Source organism: Leifsonia aquatica, assembly GCF_014190775.1.
Taxonomy (GTDB): Bacteria; Actinomycetota; Actinomycetes; order Actinomycetales; family Microbacteriaceae; genus Leifsonia; species Leifsonia aquatica.
Genome location: NZ_JACHVP010000001.1, coordinates 389,966 through 414,135, shown reverse-complemented (window position 1 = coordinate 414,135; position 24,170 = coordinate 389,966). Strand labels below are relative to the sequence as shown.

General features: G+C 71.3%; 23 protein-coding genes. 9 read left to right on the top strand and 14 right to left on the bottom strand.

Annotated elements, in window-relative coordinates:
• Window positions 1–6 precede the first annotated feature (6 nt).
• Together FHX33_RS01885 and FHX33_RS01880 are read right to left on the bottom strand one after the other, a co-directional pair.
• The gene (locus FHX33_RS01885; RefSeq protein WP_183428094.1) at window positions 7–921 is read right to left on the bottom strand and encodes a phosphotransferase family protein; all 915 of its coding nucleotides are present in this window, start codon (window positions 919–921) and stop codon (window positions 7–9) included.
• Window positions 870–1,361, bottom strand: coding sequence for a hypothetical protein (locus FHX33_RS01880; RefSeq protein WP_021765695.1), 492 nt, complete (start codon window positions 1,359–1,361; stop codon window positions 870–872). The genes FHX33_RS01885 and FHX33_RS01880 overlap by 52 nt, the downstream gene beginning before the upstream one ends.
• A 68-nt stretch (window positions 1,362–1,429) precedes the next feature.
• Here FHX33_RS01880 and FHX33_RS01875 point away from each other — a divergent pair, with 68 nt between their 5' ends.
• Both FHX33_RS01875 and FHX33_RS01870 read left to right on the top strand, forming a co-directional pair.
• Window positions 1,430–2,098 carry an alpha/beta fold hydrolase gene (locus tag FHX33_RS01875; RefSeq protein ID WP_183428093.1) on the top strand — a complete coding sequence of 223 codons (669 nt, stop codon included), beginning with the start codon at window positions 1,430–1,432 and terminating at the stop codon, window positions 2,096–2,098.
• Between the two features lie 64 nt (window positions 2,099–2,162).
• On the top strand, window positions 2,163–3,485 hold the full coding sequence (locus tag FHX33_RS01870) for a hypothetical protein (protein WP_183428092.1): 1,323 nt from the start codon (window positions 2,163–2,165) through the stop codon (window positions 3,483–3,485).
• A gap of 11 nt (window positions 3,486–3,496) precedes the next feature.
• Here the strand turns inward: FHX33_RS01870 and FHX33_RS01865 are convergent, their stop codons facing one another.
• The 9 genes from FHX33_RS01865 to FHX33_RS01825 form a co-directional block, all read right to left on the bottom strand.
• Window positions 3,497–4,249: a sulfite exporter TauE/SafE family protein gene (locus FHX33_RS01865; protein WP_021764895.1), complete on the bottom strand. Its 753-nt coding sequence runs from the start codon at window positions 4,247–4,249 to the stop codon at window positions 3,497–3,499.
• The gene (locus tag FHX33_RS01860; RefSeq protein ID WP_221209314.1) at window positions 4,246–5,310 is read right to left on the bottom strand and encodes a nucleoside hydrolase; all 1,065 of its coding nucleotides are present in this window, start codon (window positions 5,308–5,310) and stop codon (window positions 4,246–4,248) included. Before FHX33_RS01860 ends, FHX33_RS01865 begins: the two co-directional genes overlap by 4 nt.
• Window positions 5,307–6,161, bottom strand: coding sequence for a carbohydrate ABC transporter permease (locus tag FHX33_RS01855; RefSeq protein WP_021758164.1), 855 nt, complete (start codon window positions 6,159–6,161; stop codon window positions 5,307–5,309). Before FHX33_RS01855 ends, FHX33_RS01860 begins: the two co-directional genes overlap by 4 nt.
• A gap of 1 nt (window position 6,162) precedes the next feature.
• Window positions 6,163–7,062 carry a carbohydrate ABC transporter permease gene (locus FHX33_RS01850; protein WP_021758163.1) on the bottom strand — a complete coding sequence of 300 codons (900 nt, stop codon included), beginning with the start codon at window positions 7,060–7,062 and terminating at the stop codon, window positions 6,163–6,165.
• 85 nt (window positions 7,063–7,147) lie between these two features.
• The gene (locus tag FHX33_RS01845) at window positions 7,148–9,526 is read right to left on the bottom strand and encodes an extracellular solute-binding protein (RefSeq protein ID WP_021758162.1); all 2,379 of its coding nucleotides are present in this window, start codon (window positions 9,524–9,526) and stop codon (window positions 7,148–7,150) included.
• Complete coding sequence (locus FHX33_RS01840) at window positions 9,523–10,482, bottom strand: ribokinase (protein ID WP_183428091.1); 960 nt, start codon at window positions 10,480–10,482, stop codon at window positions 9,523–9,525. Before FHX33_RS01840 ends, FHX33_RS01845 begins: the two co-directional genes overlap by 4 nt.
• 102 nt (window positions 10,483–10,584) lie before the next feature.
• Window positions 10,585–11,109, bottom strand: a complete 525-nt coding sequence (locus FHX33_RS01835; RefSeq protein ID WP_021763746.1) for a hypothetical protein — start codon at window positions 11,107–11,109, stop codon at window positions 10,585–10,587.
• Window positions 11,110–11,216: 107 nt separating this feature from the next.
• Window positions 11,217–12,938 (bottom strand): ABC1 kinase family protein, encoded by a 1,722-nt coding sequence (locus FHX33_RS01830; RefSeq protein WP_021763747.1) that lies wholly within the window; start codon window positions 12,936–12,938, stop codon window positions 11,217–11,219.
• A gap of 4 nt (window positions 12,939–12,942) precedes the next feature.
• The gene (locus FHX33_RS01825) at window positions 12,943–13,503 is read right to left on the bottom strand and encodes a PadR family transcriptional regulator (RefSeq protein ID WP_183428090.1); all 561 of its coding nucleotides are present in this window, start codon (window positions 13,501–13,503) and stop codon (window positions 12,943–12,945) included.
• Window positions 13,504–13,742: 239 nt separating this feature from the next.
• Here FHX33_RS01825 and msrB point away from each other — a divergent pair, with 239 nt between their 5' ends.
• Together msrB and msrA are read left to right on the top strand one after the other, a co-directional pair.
• Window positions 13,743–14,198, top strand: coding sequence for a peptide-methionine (R)-S-oxide reductase MsrB (gene msrB / locus FHX33_RS01820; RefSeq protein ID WP_021758315.1), 456 nt, complete (start codon window positions 13,743–13,745; stop codon window positions 14,196–14,198).
• Entirely contained in the window at window positions 14,198–14,710 is a 513-nt protein-coding gene (gene msrA / locus FHX33_RS01815; protein WP_021758316.1) for a peptide-methionine (S)-S-oxide reductase MsrA, read from the top strand. Before msrB ends, msrA begins: the two co-directional genes overlap by 1 nt.
• A 25-nt stretch (window positions 14,711–14,735) precedes the next feature.
• On the opposite strand, the gene bla is transcribed toward msrA, so the two are convergent.
• Window positions 14,736–15,674 carry a class A beta-lactamase gene (gene bla, locus FHX33_RS01810; RefSeq protein WP_021758317.1) on the bottom strand — a complete coding sequence of 313 codons (939 nt, stop codon included), beginning with the start codon at window positions 15,672–15,674 and terminating at the stop codon, window positions 14,736–14,738.
• Between the two features lie 87 nt (window positions 15,675–15,761).
• On the opposite strand from bla, the gene FHX33_RS01805 reads away from it, so the two are divergent.
• The 4 genes from FHX33_RS01805 to FHX33_RS22045 all read left to right on the top strand — a co-directional run bounded on the left by FHX33_RS01805 (window position 15,762) and on the right by FHX33_RS22045 (window position 20,921).
• Window positions 15,762–16,682, top strand: a complete 921-nt coding sequence (locus tag FHX33_RS01805; RefSeq protein ID WP_183428089.1) for a LysR family transcriptional regulator — start codon at window positions 15,762–15,764, stop codon at window positions 16,680–16,682.
• A complete protein-coding gene (locus tag FHX33_RS01800) occupies window positions 16,675–17,580 on the top strand; it encodes a serine hydrolase (RefSeq protein ID WP_021765323.1) in 906 nt (301 codons plus the stop codon). Before FHX33_RS01805 ends, FHX33_RS01800 begins: the two co-directional genes overlap by 8 nt.
• Window positions 17,581–17,639: 59 nt before the next feature.
• Window positions 17,640–18,518, top strand: a complete 879-nt coding sequence (locus FHX33_RS01795) for a LysM peptidoglycan-binding domain-containing protein (protein ID WP_051337068.1) — start codon at window positions 17,640–17,642, stop codon at window positions 18,516–18,518.
• 96 nt (window positions 18,519–18,614) lie between these two features.
• Window positions 18,615–20,921, top strand: a complete 2,307-nt coding sequence (locus tag FHX33_RS22045) for a glycerophosphodiester phosphodiesterase family protein (RefSeq protein ID WP_183428088.1) — start codon at window positions 18,615–18,617, stop codon at window positions 20,919–20,921.
• 107 nt (window positions 20,922–21,028) lie between these two features.
• On the opposite strand, the gene FHX33_RS01785 is transcribed toward FHX33_RS22045, so the two are convergent.
• Window positions 21,029–22,663 (bottom strand): MFS transporter, encoded by a 1,635-nt coding sequence (locus FHX33_RS01785; protein ID WP_021765024.1) that lies wholly within the window; start codon window positions 22,661–22,663, stop codon window positions 21,029–21,031.
• A 104-nt stretch (window positions 22,664–22,767) separates the two neighbouring features.
• Here FHX33_RS01785 and FHX33_RS01780 point away from each other — a divergent pair, with 104 nt between their 5' ends.
• Window positions 22,768–23,283, top strand: coding sequence for a MarR family winged helix-turn-helix transcriptional regulator (locus tag FHX33_RS01780; protein WP_021765025.1), 516 nt, complete (start codon window positions 22,768–22,770; stop codon window positions 23,281–23,283).
• Here the strand turns inward: FHX33_RS01780 and FHX33_RS01775 are convergent.
• Window positions 23,271–24,170 carry an amidohydrolase family protein gene (locus tag FHX33_RS01775; RefSeq protein ID WP_021765026.1) on the bottom strand — a complete coding sequence of 300 codons (900 nt, stop codon included), beginning with the start codon at window positions 24,168–24,170 and terminating at the stop codon, window positions 23,271–23,273. The genes FHX33_RS01780 and FHX33_RS01775 overlap by 13 nt on opposite strands.

The following is a 24,170-nucleotide window of genomic DNA, read 5'->3' as shown; positions in this document are numbered from 1 at the left end:
CCGGGCTCACCCGATCGCGCCGCGCTCGGCCAGCCAGTCCCTGGCCGCGCGGGCCTCGGCCGCCTGGAAGGCGCGCAGCGCGGGCATCCGCGGCGGTGCCGGCTGCAGCGAGCTCAGCCGGAACTCCCCCGCCAGTCCGGCCAGCGCACCGTCGATCGCCACGTCGGGCACCTCGGCGAACAGGGGATGTGCGAGCAGGGCACCCGTGCCGACCGAGCCGCTGAGGCGCGCATCCAGCAGCACCGCCAGCGCGTCGATCCACGGCGACCCGACGCACGCCCACGCCCAGTCGACGAACCAGACCCGGTCGCCGGCGTCGAGCAGGATGTTGTCGGCGCGGCCGTCGAGGTGCACGAGCCGGTCGCCGGCGAGGTGGTCGCCGGCCGCCGCGGCGAGCGCGGTCAGGCGCTCCCCGTTGCGCCGTTCGAGGTCGGTGAGACGGTCCGCGTGGTCGGCGACCAGTGTCGGCCACGCCGCGAAGGGCAGCTCGTCCACGAGCCGGGGCAGGCCCAGACCACGGGCGTCCGGGAACTCGCCGATCGTGTCGAGGATCGCCCGCAGCTCATCGTGCGCGGGCGGGGCGGAGGGGTGCCGTCCATCGACCTCCTCGGTCACCAGGCCGAACCAGTCCCCCACCTCGATGGTGGCGAGCAGCGCTGGTGCCGGAACACTGTCCGGCAGCCGGCGCAGCACCTCGGCCTCGCGGCGGTAGAGGTCGACCGTCCCGCCGAGCTCCGCCGGCGCCGCCTTCACGAACGCGCGGCTCCCGCCGGCCGTCCCGGCCCGCACGGCCAATCCGGCCGAGTACCCGCCCGTCTGGTCGGCGGCCTCGACGACCGGTCCGCCCAGCAGGCGGCCGATCTCGTCGGTCAGTTCTCCGGGCGCGTCTGCCCAGCGGATGCGGTCGCTCGTGGCTTCCATGCGGCCACCCTACCCAGGAAGGGCCGCGGCCACGCCCCCAGCGCCAGGACGGCGAGCACCGTCTGCACGAGCCCGGTCGCGAAGTAGATGCCGTGCAGCGGGGACCACACGAGCATGATCGCGATCTCGATGAAGATCCAGATCAGCATCACGATCCCGGCCGCGGCCTGCAGCCCCCACGCCAGCCGGAACCGCGCGTAGTAGGCGATCAGCGCGAGGGCCTGGGACCCGCCGACCACCACGCCCAGGATGATGCCGGGCCAGAAGTACGAGTCGAACGTGCCCTCCACCCACTCCAGCGGGATGCCCATGCCGCCCCCGATGGTGAGGCCGACCATCCCGATGACGGCGGAGACCAGGTTGAACCAGGCCACGACCGCGAGGGCGATGCGCAGTCCGCGAGGCGGGGTTCCGGGCGATGACGTCTGGTCCGGCTGCATGCCTCACACGATAGCGGCGGGGCGGTTCGGGACTGTACCCCCGGTCGCATCCGTGCGACCCTGTCGGCGTGCGCGTCGTGCTCGTTCCGGGAGGCGGTGGCGCGGGCTACGCCTGGTCCGCCACGGTGGATGAGTTGCGCCGACGCGGAGTCGATGCGGTCGCACCGGATCTGCCGGTCGGCCCGGGCACCGGTCTCGCCGAGTACATCGATGCCGTCGCGGAGGCCGCGGGCGACGCGTCCGACATGGTGCTCGGCGCGCTCTCGCTGGGCGGCTTCACCGCCGCGCCGGCAGCGATGCGTCTCCCTGTCTCCCGGCTGGTCTTCGTGAACGCGATGATCCCCCTGCCGCGCGAGCGCGCAGCCGACTGGGGTGACGCGACCGGCCACACCGCGGCCGTGCGCGCCGCCGAACTCGCCGCCGGACGCGACCCGGACGCCGCGTTCGACCCGGTCGCAGCCTTCCTCCTCGACCTGACCCCGGAGCAACGCCGTGCCCTGGATGCCGCGGAGCGCGACGAGGACGAGCGCGTCTTCGACGAGCCGTGCCCGTTCGACGCCTGGCCGCCGGTGCCGGTGCGGGCCGTGGCCGGGCGCGACGACCGCTTCCTCCCCGTCGCGTTCCAGCGGACCGTCGCCCGGGACCGGCTCGACGTGGAGCTGACGGCGATCCCGGGCGGACACCTCGCTCCGCTCTCGCATCCGGTGGAGACGGCGGACGAGATCCTGCGCGAGTGAGTGGCGCCATCGACCCCTCAACGGGGTCGCGCTTCCCGCACGCCGGTACTGCCAGACTGGCGGAATGGTCTCTTTCCGCCGGCGCCCCGGCCGTCTCGTCGCTGCCGTCCTCGCCGCCGTCGCGCTCGCCGGCGGTGCCGCCGGCCTCGCCGCCGCGCCGGCGAGCGCCACACCAGCGACCCCGGTCCTGCCGGGGCCGAGCGCAAGCGCCAGTGCCATGAGCCCGGGCCTCTACGTCCAGGTCGTCGACGGGCTGATCCACGTGAGCAATGGCGGCGGGCAACTGAACTTCGCGGCGGGCCAGTTCGGATTCGTGCCGACCGTCACCACTCCCCCCGTCATCATCCCCACGAACCCCGGCATCGTCTTCGCCCCACCGCCCGCGTTCCAGACGCAACCCGCACTCACGGCCGCGCAGCAGGCGGCCGCCCGGGCGGCCGCGGCCTCGGCCACGGCGCGACAGCTCGCGGCGGCGGCCGATGCCGCGCAGGCCGCCGTCACGGCCGCGCGAGCGCACGCCGACGACCTCGCGGCGAAGCGGGATGCCGCCACCGGCGCGCGCGAGGCGGCCGAGGCCGCCAAGGGCCTGGCCGACCAGGGCGTGCTCGACGCCCAGCAGCAGCTCGCCGACGCGGAGGCCGCCCTCCAGGCGGTCCCGGGCGACGGTCCGGACCACGATGCAGCGCTCGCGGCGTACACCGCGGCGCAGGCCGCGGTCGCGTCGGCGCAGCAGCAGGTCACGACCGCGGGTGACGCCCTGGAGGCCGCCATCGCCGCCGCAATGGCCGCGACGACCGCGTCGGACGTCGCCGAACAGGCCGTCACGGCAGCGAGCGTCGCGCTGGAGACCGCAATGCATGACGCGGCCGTCGCCACGACCACCGCCGTCGACGTCGTCGCCGCCACGACCCCCGCGGTGCCACCGGCCCTCCCGGCACCCACGGAGACCGCGCCGCCGTCGAAGGGCGACGAGTCGACGTCGGTGAAGGCCGGGCAGAGCCTGCTCCTCCTCGCCTCCGGCTTCCAGCCCGGCACGCAGACCGCGTTCGGCGTCTACTCCGACCCGCTCGCCGTGGCGCCGGTCACCGTGGATCCACAGGGCTTCGCCGCCGCATCGTTCCAGATCCCGGCCACGTTCACCGGCGCGCACAGCCTCGTCGCCGTCGGCGTCGGCATGGACGGCCTGCAGCGCATCCTCCGCCTCGACATCACGGTGACGGCACCCGCGGCGCCGGCCGTCGCTGTGCCCGCCATCGCGAGCACCTCGACGACCGCCCTCGCCGCCACGGGCGTGGATGCGACGGTCCCGGCACTGCTCGGCGGCGGGATGCTGCTGGTGGGCGTTGCGCTGGCCGCACTGTCGACCCGCCGTCGACGGGCGGCCTGACCCGGAGCCCGTCAGGACACGAGGTCGACGATCCCGGAGACGAGAGCGACCGCCGCGCCCCCGAACGCGATCACGATCACGGCCAGCCGCGCCCAGCGCACGTGCAGCCGCCGGGCCGCGAGCGTGCCCGTGATCACCCCGGCGATCAGCGCGACGAGGGCGGCCAGCCAGCCGACGAGGCCGAGGTCGGGGAAGGACCCCGGGGCGACGATCAGCTTGGCCACGACGGAAGCGAGTCCGACGGTCGCGAAGTACGGCTGCAGGGTCGCGGCGAAACTGCGCTGCGGCCACCGGCTCAGTATCCCGTAGGCGCTCACCGCCGGGCCGCCCACGCCCGCGGCCGCGTTCATGAGGCCGGAGGCGAACCCCGCCACCAGCCGCGGGGCCCGCCCGCTCAGCGTGATCGGGAGCCGCGCGACGAGCAGCGACGCGGTCAGCGAGACCAGCAGCACGGCGCCGACGATCGTCTCGAGCACCGCCGGATCCACCCGGGCCGCGAGCAGGGCGCCGGGAACGACGCCCACCACGGCGGCCGACGCCATCCAGCCGTACGCCCGCGGGTCGACGTCCCGCCACACGCTGACCAGCACGATCAGGGCCGACACGATGCTCGCCAGGTTCACCAGCATGACGCCGTCGAACGGGCCGAGGAGCAGCACCAGGAAGGGCGACACGACCAGCGCGAAGCCCATCCCGGTGAGCCGCTGCGCCACGGCGCCGACGAACATCGCGGCGGCCACCGTGACCAGGGCGAGCGGCGTCATCGCGATCGTGCGGATGCGGCAGTCACGGCATCGGCACCGGTACCGGTCGTCTCGCTGGCGAACGCGGTGAGCAGCAGCTCGACCAGGCGCGCGTTGTCGACCCGCGTCGCCACCCGCACGCCCCGCACTGCGGGCGGAACCCGGAGGCCGACGTGCAGCCGCAGGTTCTCCTCCGTCCACCACACCGCCCTCCCCCGGGTCAGCGAGCCCAGCAGTTCGACGTCGACGACCCGCTCCTCGTACTCGGCGATGCCGGGATCGAGCAGCAGCGCCACGGTCAGCGGGTCGTGGAGCAGGCAGCCGTCGATCTTCCGCCAGGCGGCGGCGTAGTCGATCCACGGACGGGTCGTCTCGACGACGTATTCCGCCAACGCCCCGCCGACGCCGACCAGCCGGTCGAGGTCGGCATGGGTGAACAGGGTCTGCGACGTCGTGTCCAGCGGCACGAGCGTGATCGGCGCCCCACTCGTGAGCACGAGGTGCGCGGCCTCCGGATCGATGCCGAAGTTGAGCTCCTGCAGAAACCCGGGCACATCGAATGCTCCGCCCATGATCACGAGGTCGTGCACCAGCTCCGGGAGCCGCGGCTCCAGGGCGAGGGCCATCGCGATGTTGGTCAGGGGCCCGATTGCGACGATCGTGAACTCCCCGGGGGCGGACCGGAGCAGCTCCACGATCCGGAGCGCGGCCTCGGGCGCCCCCGTCGTTGCCGGGCCGGGCCGGGCGACGTCGCGCCAGGCCTCGACGACATCCGGCCGATGCTCGTTCGCGTCCTGCCGATCGCGCCACGGCGCCGGAGGCTCCACGAGCGCGCGCTCGGCGCCGGCGTAGACGGGCACGTCGAGGCCGAGGCGCTCGACGAACTCGCGGGCGACCGCGAAGCCGACATCGCGGTGCGTGTTGCCCGAGACGACCGTGATCGCCTCCAGGGACAGCACATCGGCACGCGCCGCGGCGAGCGCGAGCGCCAGTCCGTCGTCGATGTCTGCCGCGGGCATCCCGTTGCCGGGGTCGCAGTCGATGATCAGGCGGCGCCGCTCGAGCGCGGGCCCGGCGGTCACTCCTTGCTCCCGGAGGAGGCGAGGGACCCGGTGAACTGGCGCTGGAACACGAGGAGCAGGATCAGCGGCACGGCGGCCGTCAGGATCGCCGCCGCGAACATCTGACCGAAGTCGACCCCGGACTCCTGTGCGAAGTCGGCGATGGCGACAGGTGCGACGCGGGAGTCGGGCGCCGGCGCGATCAGCAACGGCCAGAGGAACGACTGCCACTGGAACACGAACAGGATGAGCCCGGCGCCGACCAAGGAGGCGCGGGAGAGCGGCAGGTAGATCCGCCGGTAGATCCCGAACCAGCTCAGCCCGTCCATCCGCGCCGCTTCGGCCAGCGAGTACGGGATGTTCAGGAAGAACTGCCGGAGGAGGAAGATCGACAGCCCGTTCCCGATGGCGGGGAGGACGAGGCCGACGAGGGTGTTCTGCAGGTTCCAGTCGCGGAACGTGTTGGCCAGGGGGATGGCGATCGCCTCGAACGGCACGAGGAAGCTGACGACCATGATCGCGAACACCGCGCTGCGCCCGGGGAAGTCGAGCACGGCGAGCGCGAACGCGGCCAGCGACGAGACGATGAGGCCGAGCACCACGCTGAAGAACGCGACGATCACCGAGTTGATGAGTGACCGGGTGAAGTCGCTGTCGAGCACCGCGAAGTAGTTGTCGAGCGAAACGCTCGACGGCCAGATCGTTTGGATGCTGAACGGCGAGAGGTGGGCGAAGATCTCGGAGCTCGGGCGCAGCGATGAGATGAGCGCCCAGAGCAGCGGGAGGATGGAGAGCACCGCGACGGGCACGGCCACGATGAGCGCGATGCGGCCGGCGCGCCGCTGGCGGCGGTTGTCGATGACGTCGGACATGTCAGTCCTTTCCCGGGAGCAGGCGGAACTGCACGCCGACGACGCAGACGACGATGAGCACGAGGACGATGGTCGCCGCTGCCGCTCCCGCCGGGTCGGCGAGCGTGTAGGCGCGCTCGAAGATGAAGTTCATGATGAGGTTCGTGGAACCCTGCGGGCCGCCCTGCGTCAGGATGCGCACCGGCGCGAAGACCAGGAAGTTGGCGACCGTGTCCGCGACCAGCACGAACAGGAGCGGCCGGCGCAGCCCGGGCAGCGTGATGTAGAGGAACTGCTTCCAGCCTCCCGCGCCATCGAGCTCGGCCGCTTCGTACAGGCTGCTCGGGATGTCCTTGATCCCGGCGACCAGGAACGTCATCCAGTACCCGACTCCGACCCAGGTGCAGATGATCATGATCGAGAGCAGCGCCGTGTCGGGGCTGACGAGCCACGGCACCGGTGCGATGCCCAGGGATTCCAGGATGCCGTTGAGCGGGCCGTCCGGGCGGAACAGCACGCCCCAGACGATCGCGGAGACGATCTGCGGCACGGCGATCGGAAGGAGGATCAGGGTGCGCCAGATTCCGACCCCCGGCACGCGCTTCGTCAGCACGACGGCGAGCCAGAGCGCGAGGGCGATCTGGATGGGGTTGATGATGATCGCGAACAGCAGCGTCACCTTGAGGGCGTTCAGGAACGCCGGGTCGGTGAACACGTAGCCGAAGTTCGCGAAGGTGAAGGATCCCACCTGGTTGGTGAGGGAGGTGCCGACGGCTTGGACCGTCGGGATGATGCGCAGTATGAGCAGCCCGATGATCGCGGGCAGCAGGAAAGCGGCGGCGGTGAGCCACACGCGGAAGCGCGCGATCCGCCGGGAGCGGGCGCGGGAGGTCGATGCGGCGGCGTTCCGGGCGCGCGGCATCGCAGAAGTCTGAGACACGATTGTCCTTAGGGGAAGGCCAGGGTGACGGTGCGGGGCCGACGATCGTCGTCGGCCCCGCACGGGGTCACTTGTACTGGGCGAGCTGCCGCTCGAGCGCGCTCTGGGCGTCGCTCAGGATGGACCCGACGTCGCCGCCGGAGCGGATGTCCGCGAACGCCTTGTTCACGACGGTCTCGAAGTCGGCGTAGCCGATCGAGGAGGGGCGGCGCGCGGCGTGCTCGTCGGAGTCGGTGGTCAGCACGTTGCCGTACTGCGTCGTCTCCTCCGGTGCCACGCCGTCGATGTAGTGGATGTACTTCGGGTACGCCTTCTGGTTGACCGGCGGGAGGTTGAACTTGGTGGAGGTGCCGACCGCCGCGTCGCTGTCGAGCGAGAGGTATCGTGCGAACTCCTGGGCCGCCTCCTTGTGCTGGCTGTACGCGCTCACGCCCACCGCCCACGAGTCGGTCGGGGTCACGACCTTGCCGCCCTCCTCGTAGGGCAGCGGTGCCATCCCCCATTTGTCGGCGAGAGCGCTCTTCTGCAGGTCGGTGATGCGCGCCGGACCCGCGACGTAGAACGCGACCTTGCCCGACTTGAACAGGTCCGGCATCTGCGCCGACTGGATGCCCTTCGGCGAGAGCCCGTCGGAGTACAGGGCCTTGTACCAGTCGCCGAACTTCTTCCAGTCGGCGGTGTCGACGGCCGGGGTGAGGTTGCCGCTGCCGGAGAGACCGGTGCCGGCGCCCATCGACATGAGCACCGGCTGGAGGGCGTAGTAGGCGTCGACCTGCTCGAACGCGAAGCCGTACTGGGCGCCGGCGCCCTGCGCCTTCTTCGCGGCGTCGAGCGTCTGCTCCCAGGTCCACCGGCTCGCGTTGTCGGCGCCGGGAGCGGTGACGCCCGCGGCCGCCAGCAGATCCTTGTTGTAGAACAGGAAGTTGTCGCTCGTCCACAGCGGGTACGCCCACTGCTTGTCGTTCCAGGTGACGGACTTCACGCCGCCCGCGGTCAGGTCCTCCTTCATCGTCTTCGCGTCGGAGGACACATCCGTGAGGAAGCCCTTCTGCACCATCGACGGGAGGCGGGGCGGGTCGACGGCGATCAGATCGATCGAGGTGTCCTTGGATCCGAGGCGGGCCTGGGTCTGCGCCGCGATCTCCGTGAACGGGATGACCTGGAGGTCGACCTTGATGTCGGGATGGTCCGACTCGAAGGTCTTGATGACGTCGTCGTAGACGCCCTGGTGCGGGGTGACGAAGGTGATGGTCTGGGTTCCGGTGGAGCCCGATCCCGACCCTCCGCCGGCCGTGCAGCCGGCGGTGAGCGACATCGCCGCGGCGGCGACGACGGCGCCCGCGACTCTGACGGTTCGATTCATGCTAGGTTCCTCTTTCGGTGGGGACTGCCAGGCGTCTTCAGTGTTCGCCAACTCGGTCGGCGCCTGGTGGTTCTCATTCTTCGGATAGGGGCAGCCGCAGGAGCGGCGTCGGACGAGCTGCATCTCGCACGTGAGGTGCTTGATCTCGCCCGCGTCCATGGGACGCGCGAGCGCCACGGCGTGGCGTGCGATCTCATGGAACGGCTGGGTGACCGTGGTCAGTGGAGGGGTGCTGAAGCGCGACTCGTCCGTCCCGTCGAACGAGATCAGCGCCACGTCCTCCGGGACGCGGATGCCGCGCTCGGCCGCGGCCGCGAGCAGGCCGATCGCCTGCTGCTCGCTCGCGACCAGGACCGCATCCGGCACGTCGGCGGCGAAGAGCGTGGTTCCGGCGGCGTAGCCGCCCGCGCGGGTGAACGGCGCCTGCACGAGCAGGTCGTCCCCGTTGGGCAGGCCGGCGGCCTTGAGCGCCTTGCGCCAGCCGCCGATCCGCTCGACGGCGGTGAACAGGGCGGACGGCCCTGCGACGGTCGCGATCCGGCGGTGGCCGTGGCCGATCAGGTGCTCGGTGGCGATCACGGCGCCCTCGAAGTTGTCGACGACGACGGACGCGACCCCGAGCGACGGGTCGTAGCGGTCGAGCACCACCACCGGCGTCCCTTCGTCGAGGGCGGCCTCCACGTGCGCGTGATGGCCGACGCCGACGTAGAGCAGGCCGTCGACCCGCCGCCCGATGAAGCTGTCGATGAGGCGGGCTTCGCGCTGCCCGCTCTCCGCGGAGTTGCCGAGCAGGAGCACGCGGCCGGTCGCGAAGACCTCGTCTTCGATGGCGCGGGCGAGCGCGGCGAAGAAGGGGTTGGAGATGTCGGGGACCACGAGTCCGAGGACGCCGGATGAGCCGGAGGCGAGCGCTTTCGCGATCGTGTTCGGCCGGTACCCGGTGGTCTTGATGGCGGCGAGGACCCGCATCCGCGTCTCCTCGGCGACCGGGCGCGGGCCGTTGTTGACGACGTAGCTGACGACGGCCTCCGAGGTGCCCGCCGCACGCGCGACATCGCCGCGGGTCACCCGCTTCGCGGTCATGCCGTCGCCCCCGCGGTGACGACGAGCCGGTCGATCTCGTCGACGGTCGGGTACGACTCGGCCGCTCCGGGGCGCGCGACGGACAGGGACGCCGCCGCGGACGCCCAGACCATCGCGTCCGGCAGCTCCGCGCCGCGCGTGAGCAGGGCGCAGAGAGAGCCGACGAAGCAGTCGCCCGCGCCGGTGGTGTCGACGACCGCTTGCGCAGGGAAGCCGGGCACGGACCAGGTCTCGCCGTCGCGCACCGCGATGGCGCCGGCCGCGCCGAGGGTGATGACCACTGATCGAGAGACAGAAGCCAGCGCGTCCAGCAGCTCGGCGGGCTCTCGCGCGCCCGATCCACGGCTCGCCGCGACGGCCGCCGCCTCGTGCTCGTTCACCACGAGCGGGTCGGCCAGGGCCAGCACCTCGTCCGGGAGGTCGACCACGGGCGCCAGGTTGAGCACGAACCGGGAGCCGGCGGCGGCCGCGCCGTGCGCCGCCTGCGCGATCGTCGCCGCGGGGACCTCCCCCTGGGTCAGGACGACGGGGGCCGTGACAGTCAGAGCGAGCGCACGCTCGAGGTCATCGACATCGAGCCGGGCGTTCGCGCCCGCATCGACGATGACCCAGTTCTCCCCGCGGGCGTCCACGGCGATCGAGGCGGTGCCGGTCGCTGCGCGGGCGTCGCGCTCGACGGCCTCCGTACGCACTCCGAACGCGGTCAGCGCAGCGATGGCCTCGGCACCCGCCGCGTCCGTCCCGGTCTTGGCCACGAGGGCCACCCGGACGCCGGCGCGTGCGGCCGCGACGGCCTGGTTCGCCCCTTTGCCGCCGAGACCGCGCCGCCCGGCGAGAGCGGTGACCGTCTCGCCCGGGAGGGGGAATCGCTCCACGAAGGTGAAGCGGTCCTCGTTCACCGAGCCGATCACGAGCAGCTCCGCAGCGGGGCGGTCGGGCGACGGGTGCTCGTTCATCGGGTCCTCTCTGACGGGAAGTGAGATGAATCTACGCGCATTGTCTACGCGCGTCAACTCGATTTCTCCCCGTCCCGCCGGACCGCCCGGCAGCCGCCTCCGCTACTTCTTCTTGTCACCCTTCTTGTCGTCGATGATCCCGCCGATGAAGCCGCCGATCTGGCCGCCGAGCACGCCGCCCGCGGGGCCGCCGAGGAGCGCACCGAGTCCGGCGCCGATCCCGGCCAAGGCTCCGCCGTAGCTCACCCGGTACACGACGACGGTCGGGGCGCCGCCGTCCGGGTCGGGTTCGACCTCGAACGCGCCGAGGGTCGCTCCCGCGACGACCAGCGCGACCGGTGAGGTGGCGACGTTCGCCGCCAATCGGTCGTGGACGGTTCGCGCGTCGAAGTAGGAGCGCGTGACGTCGCCCTTGTCGTGGCTCGCCTCGATGACGTGCCGGTAGAGCTGAACGAGGGTCTCGACCTCCTCGGCCGTGATCAGGCCCGCTTCGTGCAGGCGCAGGAGCACCTCTTTCTGCTCCGCGACGAAGTCGCCTTTGCTCTCCTCGATGATCCGGCGCGTCTCGGCTCTCGCCGCCCGCATCCCGTCGGTCATCCCGATCGCTGTGTGCGCTGTCGTGTCCATCGTCTGCCTTCCCTAGTGAGTGTGTTCCGTCTGATGGCGGCCACAGTCAAGCACTGGGGAGGAGGGATGGGGATGGGGTGCGCACGGCATTCCGGTGCGTGGAAGTACTACCTCCGGCGACCGGCGAACACGGCGACCGCCAGCGGGACGACGGACGCCACCATCAGGACGGTCCCGAGCACGGTGTCGCTCGGCCGCACCAACGCTCCGGCGACCACCACGCCGGCGAAGACCACGGCCGCGACGAGCCGCCGTGCGGTGCGTTCGAGGCGGTCGACGCGGCGTTCGAGGTGCGGCGTGGAGACGGCGATGCTGCCGTCCTCGACGCGATCGAGGAGGGCGTCGACGCGTTTCGGCAGCCTCCACGCGACGCTCGCGATGGAGAGGGCCTCCTTCGCGAAGTCCTGCACGACGTTGCCGCGCTCGTCGCGCAGCAGCTGCGACGCGTACGGCTCGATCGAGTCCCACAGGTTGAAGCCCGGGTCGAGCGCACTGCACACGCCCGACGTCAGGGACATCGCGCGCACGATGAGCAGGAAGTTCTCCGGCAGCTGGAACGGCAGCGACCGCACCACGTCGCCGAACTGGTTGGCGAAGTCGCGGAACTCGCGCGGGTCGACCTCCCGCAGCTCGGCGAAGCCCATGCCGCCGAACCGCGCGAAGAGCTGCGTCATGGCCTGCTCCAGCTGGGAGGTGTCGGCGGAGGGCAGCAGCACCCCGACATCCCGCATCGCGTCGACCAGACCCTTGCCGTCGCGGGAGGCGGCGGCGATCAGGAGCTTGCGCAGGCCGGTGCGCAGCGTGGTCGGCACCTCCCCCATCATCCCGAAGTCGATGAAGGTCAGTCGCCACGGCCGCTCACCCTCGAGAGCGTCCGGGAGGGGCGAGACGAAGATGTTGCCGGGGTGCGGGTCGGCGTGGAAGAACCCGTTCGAGAACAGCTGATCGAACATCACCGCCGCGAACACCGGGGCGACCTCGGCCGGATCGATGCCCGCCGCCCGGAGCGACGCGGCGTCGGTGATCTTGATCGCCGTCACGTCTTCGAGCGTGAGCACGCGGCGGGTGGTGCGCTCCCAGACGACGGCCGGCACGGCCACGCGGTCGTCGGCGGTGAAGTCTGCCGCGAACCGCTCCGAGCTCGCGGCCTCGTGCAGGTAGTCGATCTCCTCCAGGCTCGTCCGGGCGAACTCCTCGACCAGCTCGGGCGCATCCACGCGGTCGGAGACGAGCCGCACGTGGCTCAGCCAGCGCCCGACGCGGCGCAGTGCCGACAGGTCGACGTCGACGATCGCGCCGATGCCCGGCCGCTGCACCTTGATGACGACGGCCTCGAGCCCGGTCTCCTCGGCATCCTGGGCCGACAGCCGTGCACGATGCGCCTGGCCGAGGGAGGCCGCGGCCACGGGGTTCTCGTCCACCCACGCGAAGGCGCTGTCGAGGGGCACACCCAGCTCGGCCTCGGCCAGCGCGCGGATCGCCCCGAACGCGACCGGCGGCACCTCGTCCTGCAGGCCCTCCAGCTCGGCTGTGATCTCGGGCGGCAGCACGTCCAGGCGCGACGACATGAACTGCCCGACTTTGATCATCAGGCCGCCGAGGTCGACGGCGAGCACGTGGAAGCGCTGCGCGAAGCGCTGCATGCGCCTCGACCGCGTGCGCTCGGCGACGCGCGCCAGCCCGATGCGCGGCAGGAAGAGCTCGTACCACCAGGTGACCGCGAGGTTCCAGCCCGCGAACCGGAGGATGCGCCGGTAGCGGCGGCGCGTGTCCCCCGCCGCGGCCTCCGCCCCCGCCTGCTCGCCGGCCCCCGGGCGAACGGACGTCACCCCGTCAGTCCTGCGCGAGGATCGAGTACAGGCGGCGCCGCGCCTCCTCGAGCACGGTCACGGCCTGCGCCACCTGCTCGGGCGTGCCGGTGCGGCGCACCTGGGCGGCCGCCTGCGCCAGCTCGACGCCCGCCTTGGGGAGGGGGCCGAACGGGTCGCTCGGGCTGCTGCCGCCGCTCGAACTGCCGGACTCCCACGGAGCGGGTCCGGCCTCCGCGGCCTCGGCGCGACCGGCCTCGGTGAGGGCGTAGGTCTTGCGACCGTTCGACTCCTCGGCCGTGAGCAGACCCTCGTCGGCGAGCAGCTGGAGGGTCGGGTAGACGGAACCCGCGCTCGGCTTCCAGCTGCCGCCGCTGCGCTCCTCGATCTCCCGGATGATCTGATAGCCGTGCATCGGCTTCTCGGCGAGCAACGACAGCACGGCGGCCCGCACGTCGCCGCGGCCCATCCGGGTGCCGACCCGCTTCTCGAACGTCGAGCGCAACTGCTCGAACGCCTGCCACATGCCGTCCGCCGTCATGCCGGGGCCGAAGCCTCCGGTCGGGAACGAATTCGAACCGCTCATGATGTCCTCCTCAGGAGTCGTCAACGATACTTAACGATATATCGCTGAATCCGACCCGCGTGGCTTTCACGACAACCTCCCAGCCGACATTCGTGCCGAATGTGGGGAATGCGGGGCCCAAAGTCGACATTCGGCACGAATGCCGCGCCATGACGCTGCGACACCCGTCCCCTGGCCTCGCACAGCGGGGCGCAGTAGCGTTGCGGGTGCGAGTGAAAGACGCAGAGAGGACGTACGAGATGGCTCAGTACACACGCGATCCGGACGCGATCGCCCGGCTGACCCCGGAGCAGTTCGCGGTGACCCAGGAGGCCGCCACCGAGCGGCCGTTCGACAACGAGTTCTGGGACAAGGAGGATGCGGGGCTCTACGTCGACGTCGTGTCGGGCGAGCCGCTCTTCGCCTCCACGACCAAGTACGACAGCGGCTGCGGCTGGCCCAGCTTCACCAAGCCGCTCTCGGCCGAGAACATCGTCGAGAACTCCGACACGTCGCTCGGGATGGTGCGCACCGAGGTCCGGTCGTCGCACGGCGACAGCCACCTCGGCCACGTCTTCGACGACGGCCCCGCCGATGAGGGCGGCCTGCGCTACTGCATCAACTCCGCGGCGCTGCGGTTCGTGCCGCTGGCCGACCTCGAGAATGAAGGGTACGGCCAGTTCGCACCCCTCTTCGAGAAGACGGCGACCGCCTGATGGCCACCGAACGCGCCATCCTCGCCGGCGGCTGCTTCTGGGGTCTCCAGGAGCTCATCCGCGACATGCCCGGAGTGCTCGGCACCCGCGTCGGCTACGCGGGCGGCCACACCGACAACGCGACCTACCGCAACCACGGCGACCACGCGGAGGCGGTCGAGATCGACTTCGACCCGTCCGTGATCTCGTACCGCGACCTCCTGGAGTTCTTCTTCCAGGTGCACGACCCGACGACGAAGAACCGCCAGGGCAACGACGTCGGCACCAGCTACCGGTCGGTCATCCTGTACCTCACGCCCGAGCAGGAGCGCGTGGCGCGCGAGACGATCGCCGAGGTCGACGCCTCCGGGCGCTGGCCGGGCAAGGTCGTCACCGAGGTCGAGCCCGCCGGCACGTTCTGGGATGCCGAGGAGGAGCACCAGGACTACCTGCGCAAGCACCCCGGCGGCTACACCTGCCACTACGTGCGCCCGGACTGGGTCCTCGACGACGAGGTGAGCGCGGCAGGCTAGCCGCCGGAGCGATCACGGACCCCGCTCACCGGAGCGCTGCGACCGCCGTCTTCGTGGCGGCGGCCAGCAGTGCGTTGTCCGGCGTCGCATCCGGCGTCGCCTTACGCGACAGCGTGACGACGACGATCGGCGCGCGACCGACCGGATAGACCACGGCGATGTCGTCGCGCACCCCGTACTCCCCCGTACCCGTCTTGTCGGCGACCGGCCACGCCGGGTCGACCCCGGCACGGATCGTGTCGTCGCCCGTGGTGTTGTCCAGCATGGTGTTGCGCAGGAGGGTGCGGTCCTTCGTCTCCAGCGCGGAGCCGAGCAGCACGGCGCGCAGGTCGCTCGCGAACTGGGCCGGCGTGGTGGTGTCGCGCGCGTCTCCCGGCAACGCCTCGTTGAGGTCCGGCTCGACGCGGTCGACGTTCGTCGTGCGGTCGCCGATGCCGCGCAGCCACTGCTCGACGGCGTCCGGTCCGCCGAGTCGCGCGACGAGGAGGTTGGCCGCCGTGTTGTCGCTGAACCGCAGCATCGCGTCGATCAGCTCGCGCACGGTCATCCCGGTGTCCACGAATCTGCTGGTGATGGGCGCGTAGTCCAGCAGGTCGGCGCTCGTGTAGTGGACGACCTGGTCGAGGTCGGCGTCGGACGATCGCCCGAGCAGCGCGGCCGCGATGAAGGTCTTGTTCGACGAAGCGAACGGGAAGCGCTCCCCGCCGCGGTAGGCGACGGTGCGTCCGTTGCCGGTATCGATCGCCGTGACGCCGAGGGTCGCCCCGTGCGTCCGCTCCAGTTCCGCGAACGCGCGCTGTGTACTGCTCGTGCTGCTCGCCGAGGCAGACGACGCCGCTGCGCTCTGCGAGGCCGGAGCGGCCTGGGCCGGCGTGAGCGAGGATGCCGCGCATCCCGAGATCGCGACCGCGAGGGCGACGGCGACGCCGCCGGTGACCGTGAGGAATCGTTTGCGAATGTCCATGCGGGCAGCCTCGCTCGCAGCGACGATCCTGTCGAAGACCGGAACGCTCCCATCGATGCCGAATGGGCATGCGTCTAGGGTGGATCCGTGGATCTGATCGCTGCGTGCCGGGTGCTGGTCGAGATCGGCGACCGCGGGAGCGTGACCCGCGCGGCGGCCGCGCTCGAGGTGGCGCAGTCCGTCGCGAGCCGCCGCATCCTGGCGTTGGAGGGCCACCTCGGCAGCCCGCTGCTGGAACGGACGGCCCGCAGCGCCGTGCTCACGCCCTTCGCCCGTGACCTCCTCCCCTCCGCGCGGCGCCTCATCCGGCTCGCCGACGAGCTGGAACTCGACGCAGCCCGTGCCCGGCTACGGCCGGTGACGGTGGCGGTGCCGGTCGGCTGCTCCACACGGGAGCTCGCCGTGGTCGATGCCGCAGGCCGCGTCGCCGGGCTCCGCCTCGAGTTCCGCGCCGACGACCCCGCGCACCGCGCCGAGCTCGCCGCGACCCGGAGTGTGCGTCTGGCCGTCGCGAGCGTCGCACCCGATGCCGCGACCTGGACCGCCGACCTCGGCGCCGCCGGCCGCCGAGCCGCGGGAGACGCTCTGCGCCTCGACGAGCTGCGGCCGGGCCGCACAGCGCGTTCCCGCGACGACGACGCCGGAGCGCGACTGCGCATCGGCCCCGAGGACGACGTCCCGCACATCCGGGATGCCCTCGTGCGCGCCGCCTTCGCCGTCGGCCTGCTGCCGAGCCAGCTCCCCGTCGACGGCTCGACGACGGCCTCCCTCGCCTCGGTGCTCGCCGACGGGGACCTCCTCCTCTGCACCGAGGGGGAGGCGCGCGAGCTCGGCCTGCACTGGCGGCGGTTCATCGGTTTCGGCGTCGCGCGCGGCTTCGCCCTCGTCGGCGACAGCGAGAACGATGTCGCGACGGTCGTGAACGCCGTCGGCGACGAGCTCGCCGCCGCGCTCGGTGCGCACGTCCGCGTGTCCGGAGACGGGATGGAGGCCGACCCCGATGCATGACGCGCGCTTCCTCGACGCGGTCCGCACCGACCTGGCGGCGGCCGGGTTGCGGGCCTCGATCGTCGTCCGCGACCTCGGCACCGGCCGCGAGCTCGACCTCGATGGCGATGTCGTGACGCCCGCCGCCTCACTCGCCAAGGTGCCGATCGCCCTCTCCGTGCTCACGCGCGTGGCGGACGGCCGGCTCGACGGATCCGCTCCGGTCGCGGTGCCCGCCGGCGATCCCACCGGCGCCCTTCCCGGCACGACGCGCTTCCGCCATCCGTCCGTCATCGCCGTCGATGATCTGGTCGGGCTCGCCCTGACCATCAGCGACAACGGCGCCGCGGACGCGCTTCTCGGCCTCGTCCCGCCCGCCGAGGTCATGGCGGATCTGGAGGCGATCGGCGTCCGCGGCATCGCCGTGCGGCATCCCTTCGCCGATCTCTCTGACACCCCGCTGGAGCGGTTCGCGCCGGACGAGGCGCACCTCGCCCACACCCTCGCGATCCGCGGCAGCACCCCCGCGCACGGGCATCCGATCCGGCAGCTGGATGTCGCCCGCACCAACACCGGGACGGCTCGCGCCTTCGCCGACCTGCTCGAGGCGGTCTGGAGCGATCGGGGCGTGCACCCCGACGCCGCCGCCACGCTCCGCGAGCACCTCCGCGCCAACCTCCTCCGTCACCGGCTCGCCCCTGACATCGTGGCCGACGACACGGCGTGGGCGTCGAAGACGGGGACGCTGCTCAACCTCCGGCACGAGGCCGGCGTCGCCGAGCATGCGGACGGATCGCGCTTCGTTATCGTCGCCCTGAGCACGTCGAGCGTGCCCGCCTCCGCCCAGCCCGCAGCCGAGGCGGCGCTCGGATCCGCCGCGCGCCGGATGCACGAGAGAGTGCGCAACGGCGCGGAGTGATCCTCTAGGATTCACGGAGACGAGGAGGCCGCGGGGTGGCGGCGATGGACAGGGGGACGATGTTCAGGGGAAACACGCGACGATCGATCGCGGCCATCGGCGTCGTCACGGCGACGCTCATCGCGCTCTCCGGATGCGCGCTCTTCGGGGCCAAGCCGCACCCGACACCGACACACACCCGCACCGCGACTCCGACGCCCACTCCGACGCCGACCGGTGACGCCACCCGCTCCGGGATCGGGTCGTCGCCGGCCCCGACGCCCGTCATCCCGCCCACGCTGACCCCGGTCCCGCCGGGCACCGTCGTCGCCGAAGGGGACGTCGCCTCCCCCAAGGGCAGCATCCACTATCACTACCGGGTGGTGTCGAACGGCGACAACACCTACTCGGCCCAGTTCTCGGGCTTCACGTCGACCGTCCCCGTGCCGGTGTCCGTCACCTTCCTGGACACTCCGCCCCAGGTCGGCGACGGGATCACCTACCACGGCGTCGGCGACTTCCAGCTCGGCGGCCCGACCACGTCCCCGGCGGCGGCCTCGTCCAGCAAGCTGGGCAGCGTCGGCCAACCGTCCTACCTGGTCGCCCTCGTGACGTACTCCTCGGCCCCGTCGTTCGACGGCGTGCCGCAGGAGCTCGGCCCCGACAAGGTCCTGGCCGTGAATACGGTCCGCTGGTCCGTTCCGGTACGGCAGTCGAACGTGCATCCCGTCGACAACGGAGCGAACCCCGGCGCGAGCGGGACCGTGACGGCGACCACGGCGTCGGGCGCCCCGAAGACGTACGCGGTCGCCGCGGGAGACGCCCCGGCGGGCATCGCCCAGCGCTTCGGGATCCAGGTCGCGGACCTCTACTGGCTCAACCCCGACCTGCCGTCGTCAGGATCGCAGCAGGTCGTCTTCGAGGGGACCGAGTTGAACCTGGACCCCGACAGTCTGTAATACCAGATCCCTTTATTCCATGTAACATGTGTGAGATCGAGTACACATGTTGCATAAGGAATCGACGGCGCTTCCTTCCCTGATGGAAGGATCGTCGTGCCCCTCTCGACGCGCGCCAACTGGCTGGCCGGACTGCTCGCCCTGACGACCGCTCTCGCAGCGCCACTGGTGACAGCGTCGCCGGCTTCAGCAGAGACCGCTCCTCCGACGGTCGTCCCGGCGGCGTGCTCTGCTGGGACTCCGGTGATGTCCGAGGACTTCACCGACGGTGCGATCCCCGACGGATGGACGACCCGAGCCGGCACCTGGTCCATCACCGACGGCGCCCTCACCGGAACCGGCCCCTCCACCGCCGCCAACCCCACCCGCATCATCACCGACGCACCCCACCTCGACCGGTACTGCCTCGACCTCACCATGCGCTTCACCACCACCGCCTCCGCCACCCGCTGGGCAGGCGCCATCCTCGACATCGACCCCACCACCACCGGCGGACCCTGGCAACACGCCATGATGCGCACCAACGGAACCGTCGCCTTCGGCACCCGCACCCCCACCAACACCGGCTGGGGAACCGACACCCTCGGCACCACCCAAACCCCCATCCCCCTCAACCAGACCATCCACCTCACCATCCGCGTCGACGGCACCCACGGCGAAATCCACTACAGCCCCAACACCACCGACACCCCCGCCAGAATCGCCACCACCAGCACCCTCCAACGCACCCCCACCGGAACCATCGGCCTCCTCCTCGACGGCACCACCACCCACTACGACAACATCACCCTCACCCAACTCCCCGAACCGGCGGCGTGCTCTGCTGGGACTCCGGTGATGTCCGAGGACTTCACCGACGGTGCGATCCCCGACGGATGGACGACCCGAGCCGGCACCTGGTCCATCACCGACGGCACCCTCACCGGAACCGGCCCCTCCACCGCCGCCAACCCCACCCGCATCATCACCGACGCACCCCACCTCGACCGGTACTGCCTCGACCTCACCATGCGCTTCACCACCACCGCCTCCGCCACCCGCTGGGCAGGCGCCATCCTCGACATCGACCCCACCACCACCGGCGGACCCTGGCAACACGCCATGATGCGCACCAACGGAACCGTCGCCTTCGGCACCCGCACCCCCACCAACACCGGCTGGGGAACCGACACCCTCGGCACCACCCAAACCCCCATCCCCCTCAACCAGACCATCCACCTCACCATCCGCGTCGACGGCACCCACGGCGAAATCCACTACAGCCCCAACACCACCGACACCCCCGCCAGAATCGCCACCACCAGCACCCTCCAACGCACCCCCACCGGAACCATCGGCCTCCTCCTCGACGGCACCACCACCCACTACGACAACATCACCCTCACCCAACTCCCCGAATCCACCCCCATCGCGCTGACGATCGCCGGAGCCGCTGACCGCACCGCGGTCACCGACGCGCCGATCACCGCGTGGAAGCCGAGCGCCCTCGGCGGGGCGCCCGCCTACACCTGGTCCGCGACCGGACTGCCGGAGGGCCTGGCGATGAACGCGACGACAGGATCCGTCACCGGGACGCCCACGACGGCGGGGACGTCGACGGTGACGATCGTCGCGACCGATGCCGAGGGAGCCACCGCGTCGGCGACGTTCATCTACACCGTGACCGCGCTGGCCTGCTTCCCCTCCGACCGCGTCCCCGCCGCCGGGGACACGGGGGCCGTCGTCGCGCACCGCGGCAACGACGGTGACGACGGGTTCGGCGACAACACGCTCGCCGGCATCGCCAACGCCGTCGCGCACGGAGCGGATGCCTTCGAGATCGACATCTTCTTGACGAACGACGGCGTGCCCGTCGTCCGTCATGATGCGATCGGCGACATCTCGCTCGCCCAGTTCCGCGCCCGCTACCCCGATCTGCCCACCCTCGAGGAGGTCGCGAGCTGGATGCAGGCCTCCCACGCGACGATGCTGCTGGAGTACAAGGCGTCGTGGACCGTCGACGGAGCCCGGATCGTCACCGATGTCCTGCACGCTCATGGCGTGGAGTCCCGCACCGTGACGCAGGCGTTCTCTCAGCCGGTCCTGGACGCGGTGCACACGGTCGATCCCGAGATGCCCCTCATGCTCCTGGTGAGCGGCGGCGTCGCTCTCGACCAGATCCGGACCGCGCAGAGCCGCAACCTCGCCGGCATCAACCCGTCGACGACCCCGAGCGCAGCGACGGTGCAAGCCGCACACGATGCCGGGGTGAAGGTCTTCGTGTGGACCAAGAACAGCGCAGCAGAGTGGGCGACGGCCACCGCGGCCGGCGTCGACGGGATCATCACGGACAACACGAGCGCTCTCGTCAGCTGGTACGCGTCGTACAACGCCTCCATCGGAGTGAAGGCCTGCCGCCCCTAGGTCGCCCGTCGGCCGCTGAGTGCGCAGACGACTGCGCCCCCGCGGGACGAGTGCGCCTCGTCGCGAGGGCGCAGTCGTACCACGGGGGCGCAGTCGCCCCTCGGGCGCTACTCGGACGCGGAACCGGAGGCAGCGGCGGCGGTCTCCACGGCCGTCGGCTCTGCAGCGCGCGGCTTGCCCGGGATGAGCAGCGTCGCGATCACGCCGACGATGAGGAACCCGGCCGCGAGGTACGAGCCGATCGCGATCGCCTGCGTCATGGCCTCCCGTGCCGCATCGGCCGCGAACACCGTCTGCGGGTTCGAGGCGAGGGGTTCGATCACGGCGCCCGCGCTGTCCGTGACGGCGTTGCTGAGTTTCGTCGCCTCCGCACCGGTGAGCCCGGCATCCGTCAGCTTGCCGTGAAGGATGCCGCCCAGCGACGAGAAGAACACCGTGGTCAGCGCCGCGATGCCGAGCGCGGAACCCAGCTGGCGGAAGGTGCTCTGGATGCCGGAGCTCTGCCCGCCCTCCCCCTCGGGCACATCGGCGAGCACCACGTTGGTGACCTGCGACGTGGCGAAGCCGACGCCGATGCCGTAGAAGAACAGCACGAGTGCGATGAACCACCAGTTCGCGTCGGTGACCGCCGCGACCACACCGAGCCCGACCAGGCCGACGACCTCCAGGACGAGGCCGATGCGCACGAGGGCCAGCGGTGACACGCGCTCCGAGAGCGGGAAGCTGATCCCGCTCGCGACGAAGCTGCCGATCGCGATGGGCACGAGCGTCGCGCCCGCCTCCAACGGCGAGTAGTCGAGGGTGAACTGCAGCCAGAGCGGCAGCACGGCGATGATTCCGAACTCCCCGAGTCCGATGATCATGGTCGCGATGTTGCCGTTGCGGAACGAGGCGATCGAGAAGAGCTTCACATCCATCAGCGGCGGGCGGGCGCTGGAGGCCCGGCTCAGCAGGATCTGCCGCCACACGAAGACCGCGAGCAGCACGATCGAGAGCACGAGCGCGACGAACGCCGGCGAGAGTCCCCCGTCCCAGGTGGCGCCGAACAGCGTGAACGCCTTCTCGCTCGTCACCCAGCCGTAGACACGCCCCTCGACGAGGCCGAATGCCAGCAGCCCGAGGCCCAGGACGGAGAGGAGGGCGCTGAGCGCGTCGATCCCTCCGCGCGATCGCGGCGGCTGGGTCAGGAAGACGGCCGCGATGACGAGGATGACGATCGTGAGCGGGATGTTGATGCCGAACGCCCACCGCCACGACGCGTGCTCGGAGAGCCAGCCGCCGAGCACCGGGCCGAGCGCGGTGGCCGCGCCGATCGTGGAGCCCCAGACCGCGAACGCCTGTCCGCGCGCCGGTCCCGTGAACATGTGGTTCAGCAGCGCCAGTGACGTCGGCAGGATGGCCGCCGCCCCGATCCCCTGCAGGAAGCGGGCCAGGATGAGGATCTCACCGTTCGGCGCCAGCCCGGCGAGCAGGCTGGTCAGCCCGAAGACGATGACGCCCCAGATGAACACCGTCCGCGCGCCGCGCAGGTCGGCGATGCGCCCCGAGACCAGGAGGAGCGCGGCGAACACGATCGCGTACGACTCCTGGATCCATTGCGCCTGACTCGAGTCGATCTTCAGGTCATCGATCACCGACGGCGTGATCACGTTCACGATCGTCGTGTCCACCACGATCAGGGCCACGCCGAGCGCGACCGCGATCAGCCCGATCCAGCGCCGCGCGCCTGCGGATACCGCCATCTTGTCCTCCTTGTTGTTTCACCAGCGAGTTACTTTACCATGAAACAACTTGATGCTTTGATAACCTGTTCGACGGCAGCAGCCGCCGACGGGAGGGCCATGCGATGACCGACGCGGAGACGCACGACGCGCTCGACGACCAGCGCGAGCGCCTCAACGAGGCGCTGCGAGCGTACGGCGCGAGCTACTCCGAGCTGGCGCGCGAGTTCGCCGCGAGCGAGGGCCTCCACTCGACCGACGCCGTCGCCCTCATCGAGATCCTGGCCGCCGAGGAACGCGGCACGCCGCTCACGCCCGCACGGCTCAGCGACCGCATCGGCCTCACCGCCGGCGCCACCTCCACCCTGCTGAACCGGCTGGAGGCCGCGGGTCACGTGGTGCGCAGTCGCGGCCACGCCGACCGCCGCATGGTCACCCTCCACTCCACCCCGAACGTCCAGACCATCGCGGACGACTTCTTCCACCCCCTCGGCGACCGCATCGCCGCCGTCATGGCCAAGCACCCTCCCGCGCTGCTCGAGCAGTTCGAGACGCTGCTCGGCGAGCTGCGCGGCGCGATGGAGGCGTACATCGCGGACACGACGACGCGGCGCGAGAACGACGAGGGTCAGAAGCGATAGAAGCACCGGGCGGTACCGGCGAACAGCGCCGCCCGCTCGTCGCCGGAGAACCCGTCGACGACCGCGTCGAAGGCGGCGAACAGCTCGCCGTAGCGGGAGTAGAGGCCGTCGACCGGGAAGTTGCTGCCGAACATGCAGCGCTGGGGCCCGAAGGCGTCGATGGTCTCGAGCACGATGCGGCGGATGCTGTCGACGGTCCAGCGGTGATCGTTGGTGCCGAGCGCCGAGATCTTCACCATCGTGTTCGGTTCCGCGGCGACGCGATCCATCCCCCTGCGCCACGCGTCGAGCGCGTCCCCTTCGCGCTCGATCGGCATCCCGGCGTGGTCGAGGACGATAGCCGTGCCGCCGAAGTCCGCTGCCAGCGCCGCCGCGTCGTCGAGTTGGGACGGGAACACCTGGAGGTCGAACGACAGGCCCGCAGGAGCCAAAGCGGCGAACCCGCTCCGCCAGGAGGGGTCGGACATCAGATCGTCGCGCTCCCGGTGCGAGTAGTACGGATCGGGATGCCAGTTCAGGATGTCGCGGACGCCACGGACCGACCGCAGCGCCGCGTGCGCCGCCACCCGCTCGGCCGCATCCGGTGCGGACAGGTCTACCTTGGCGACCTGGACGTTCGGCACGGGATGCGCGGCGATCAGCTCGTCGACCCATCGGCTCTCGCTGATCGGGTCCGCCGCGCCGTTCTCGATGTGCACGGATCCGACCAGGCGGGCGTCGAGCGCCTCCAGCTCGGCCGCATCCCGCAAGTAGTCGGCGACGAGGTAGTCGCGGCGGAGGGGACGATCGTCTCCGTGATATCGGCGCACGACGGGACCCTCGAGCCACGGGTAGGACGCCGTGCTGAGGGTGCACAGGTGGTGGTGGGCGTCGACGATGTCGAGCAT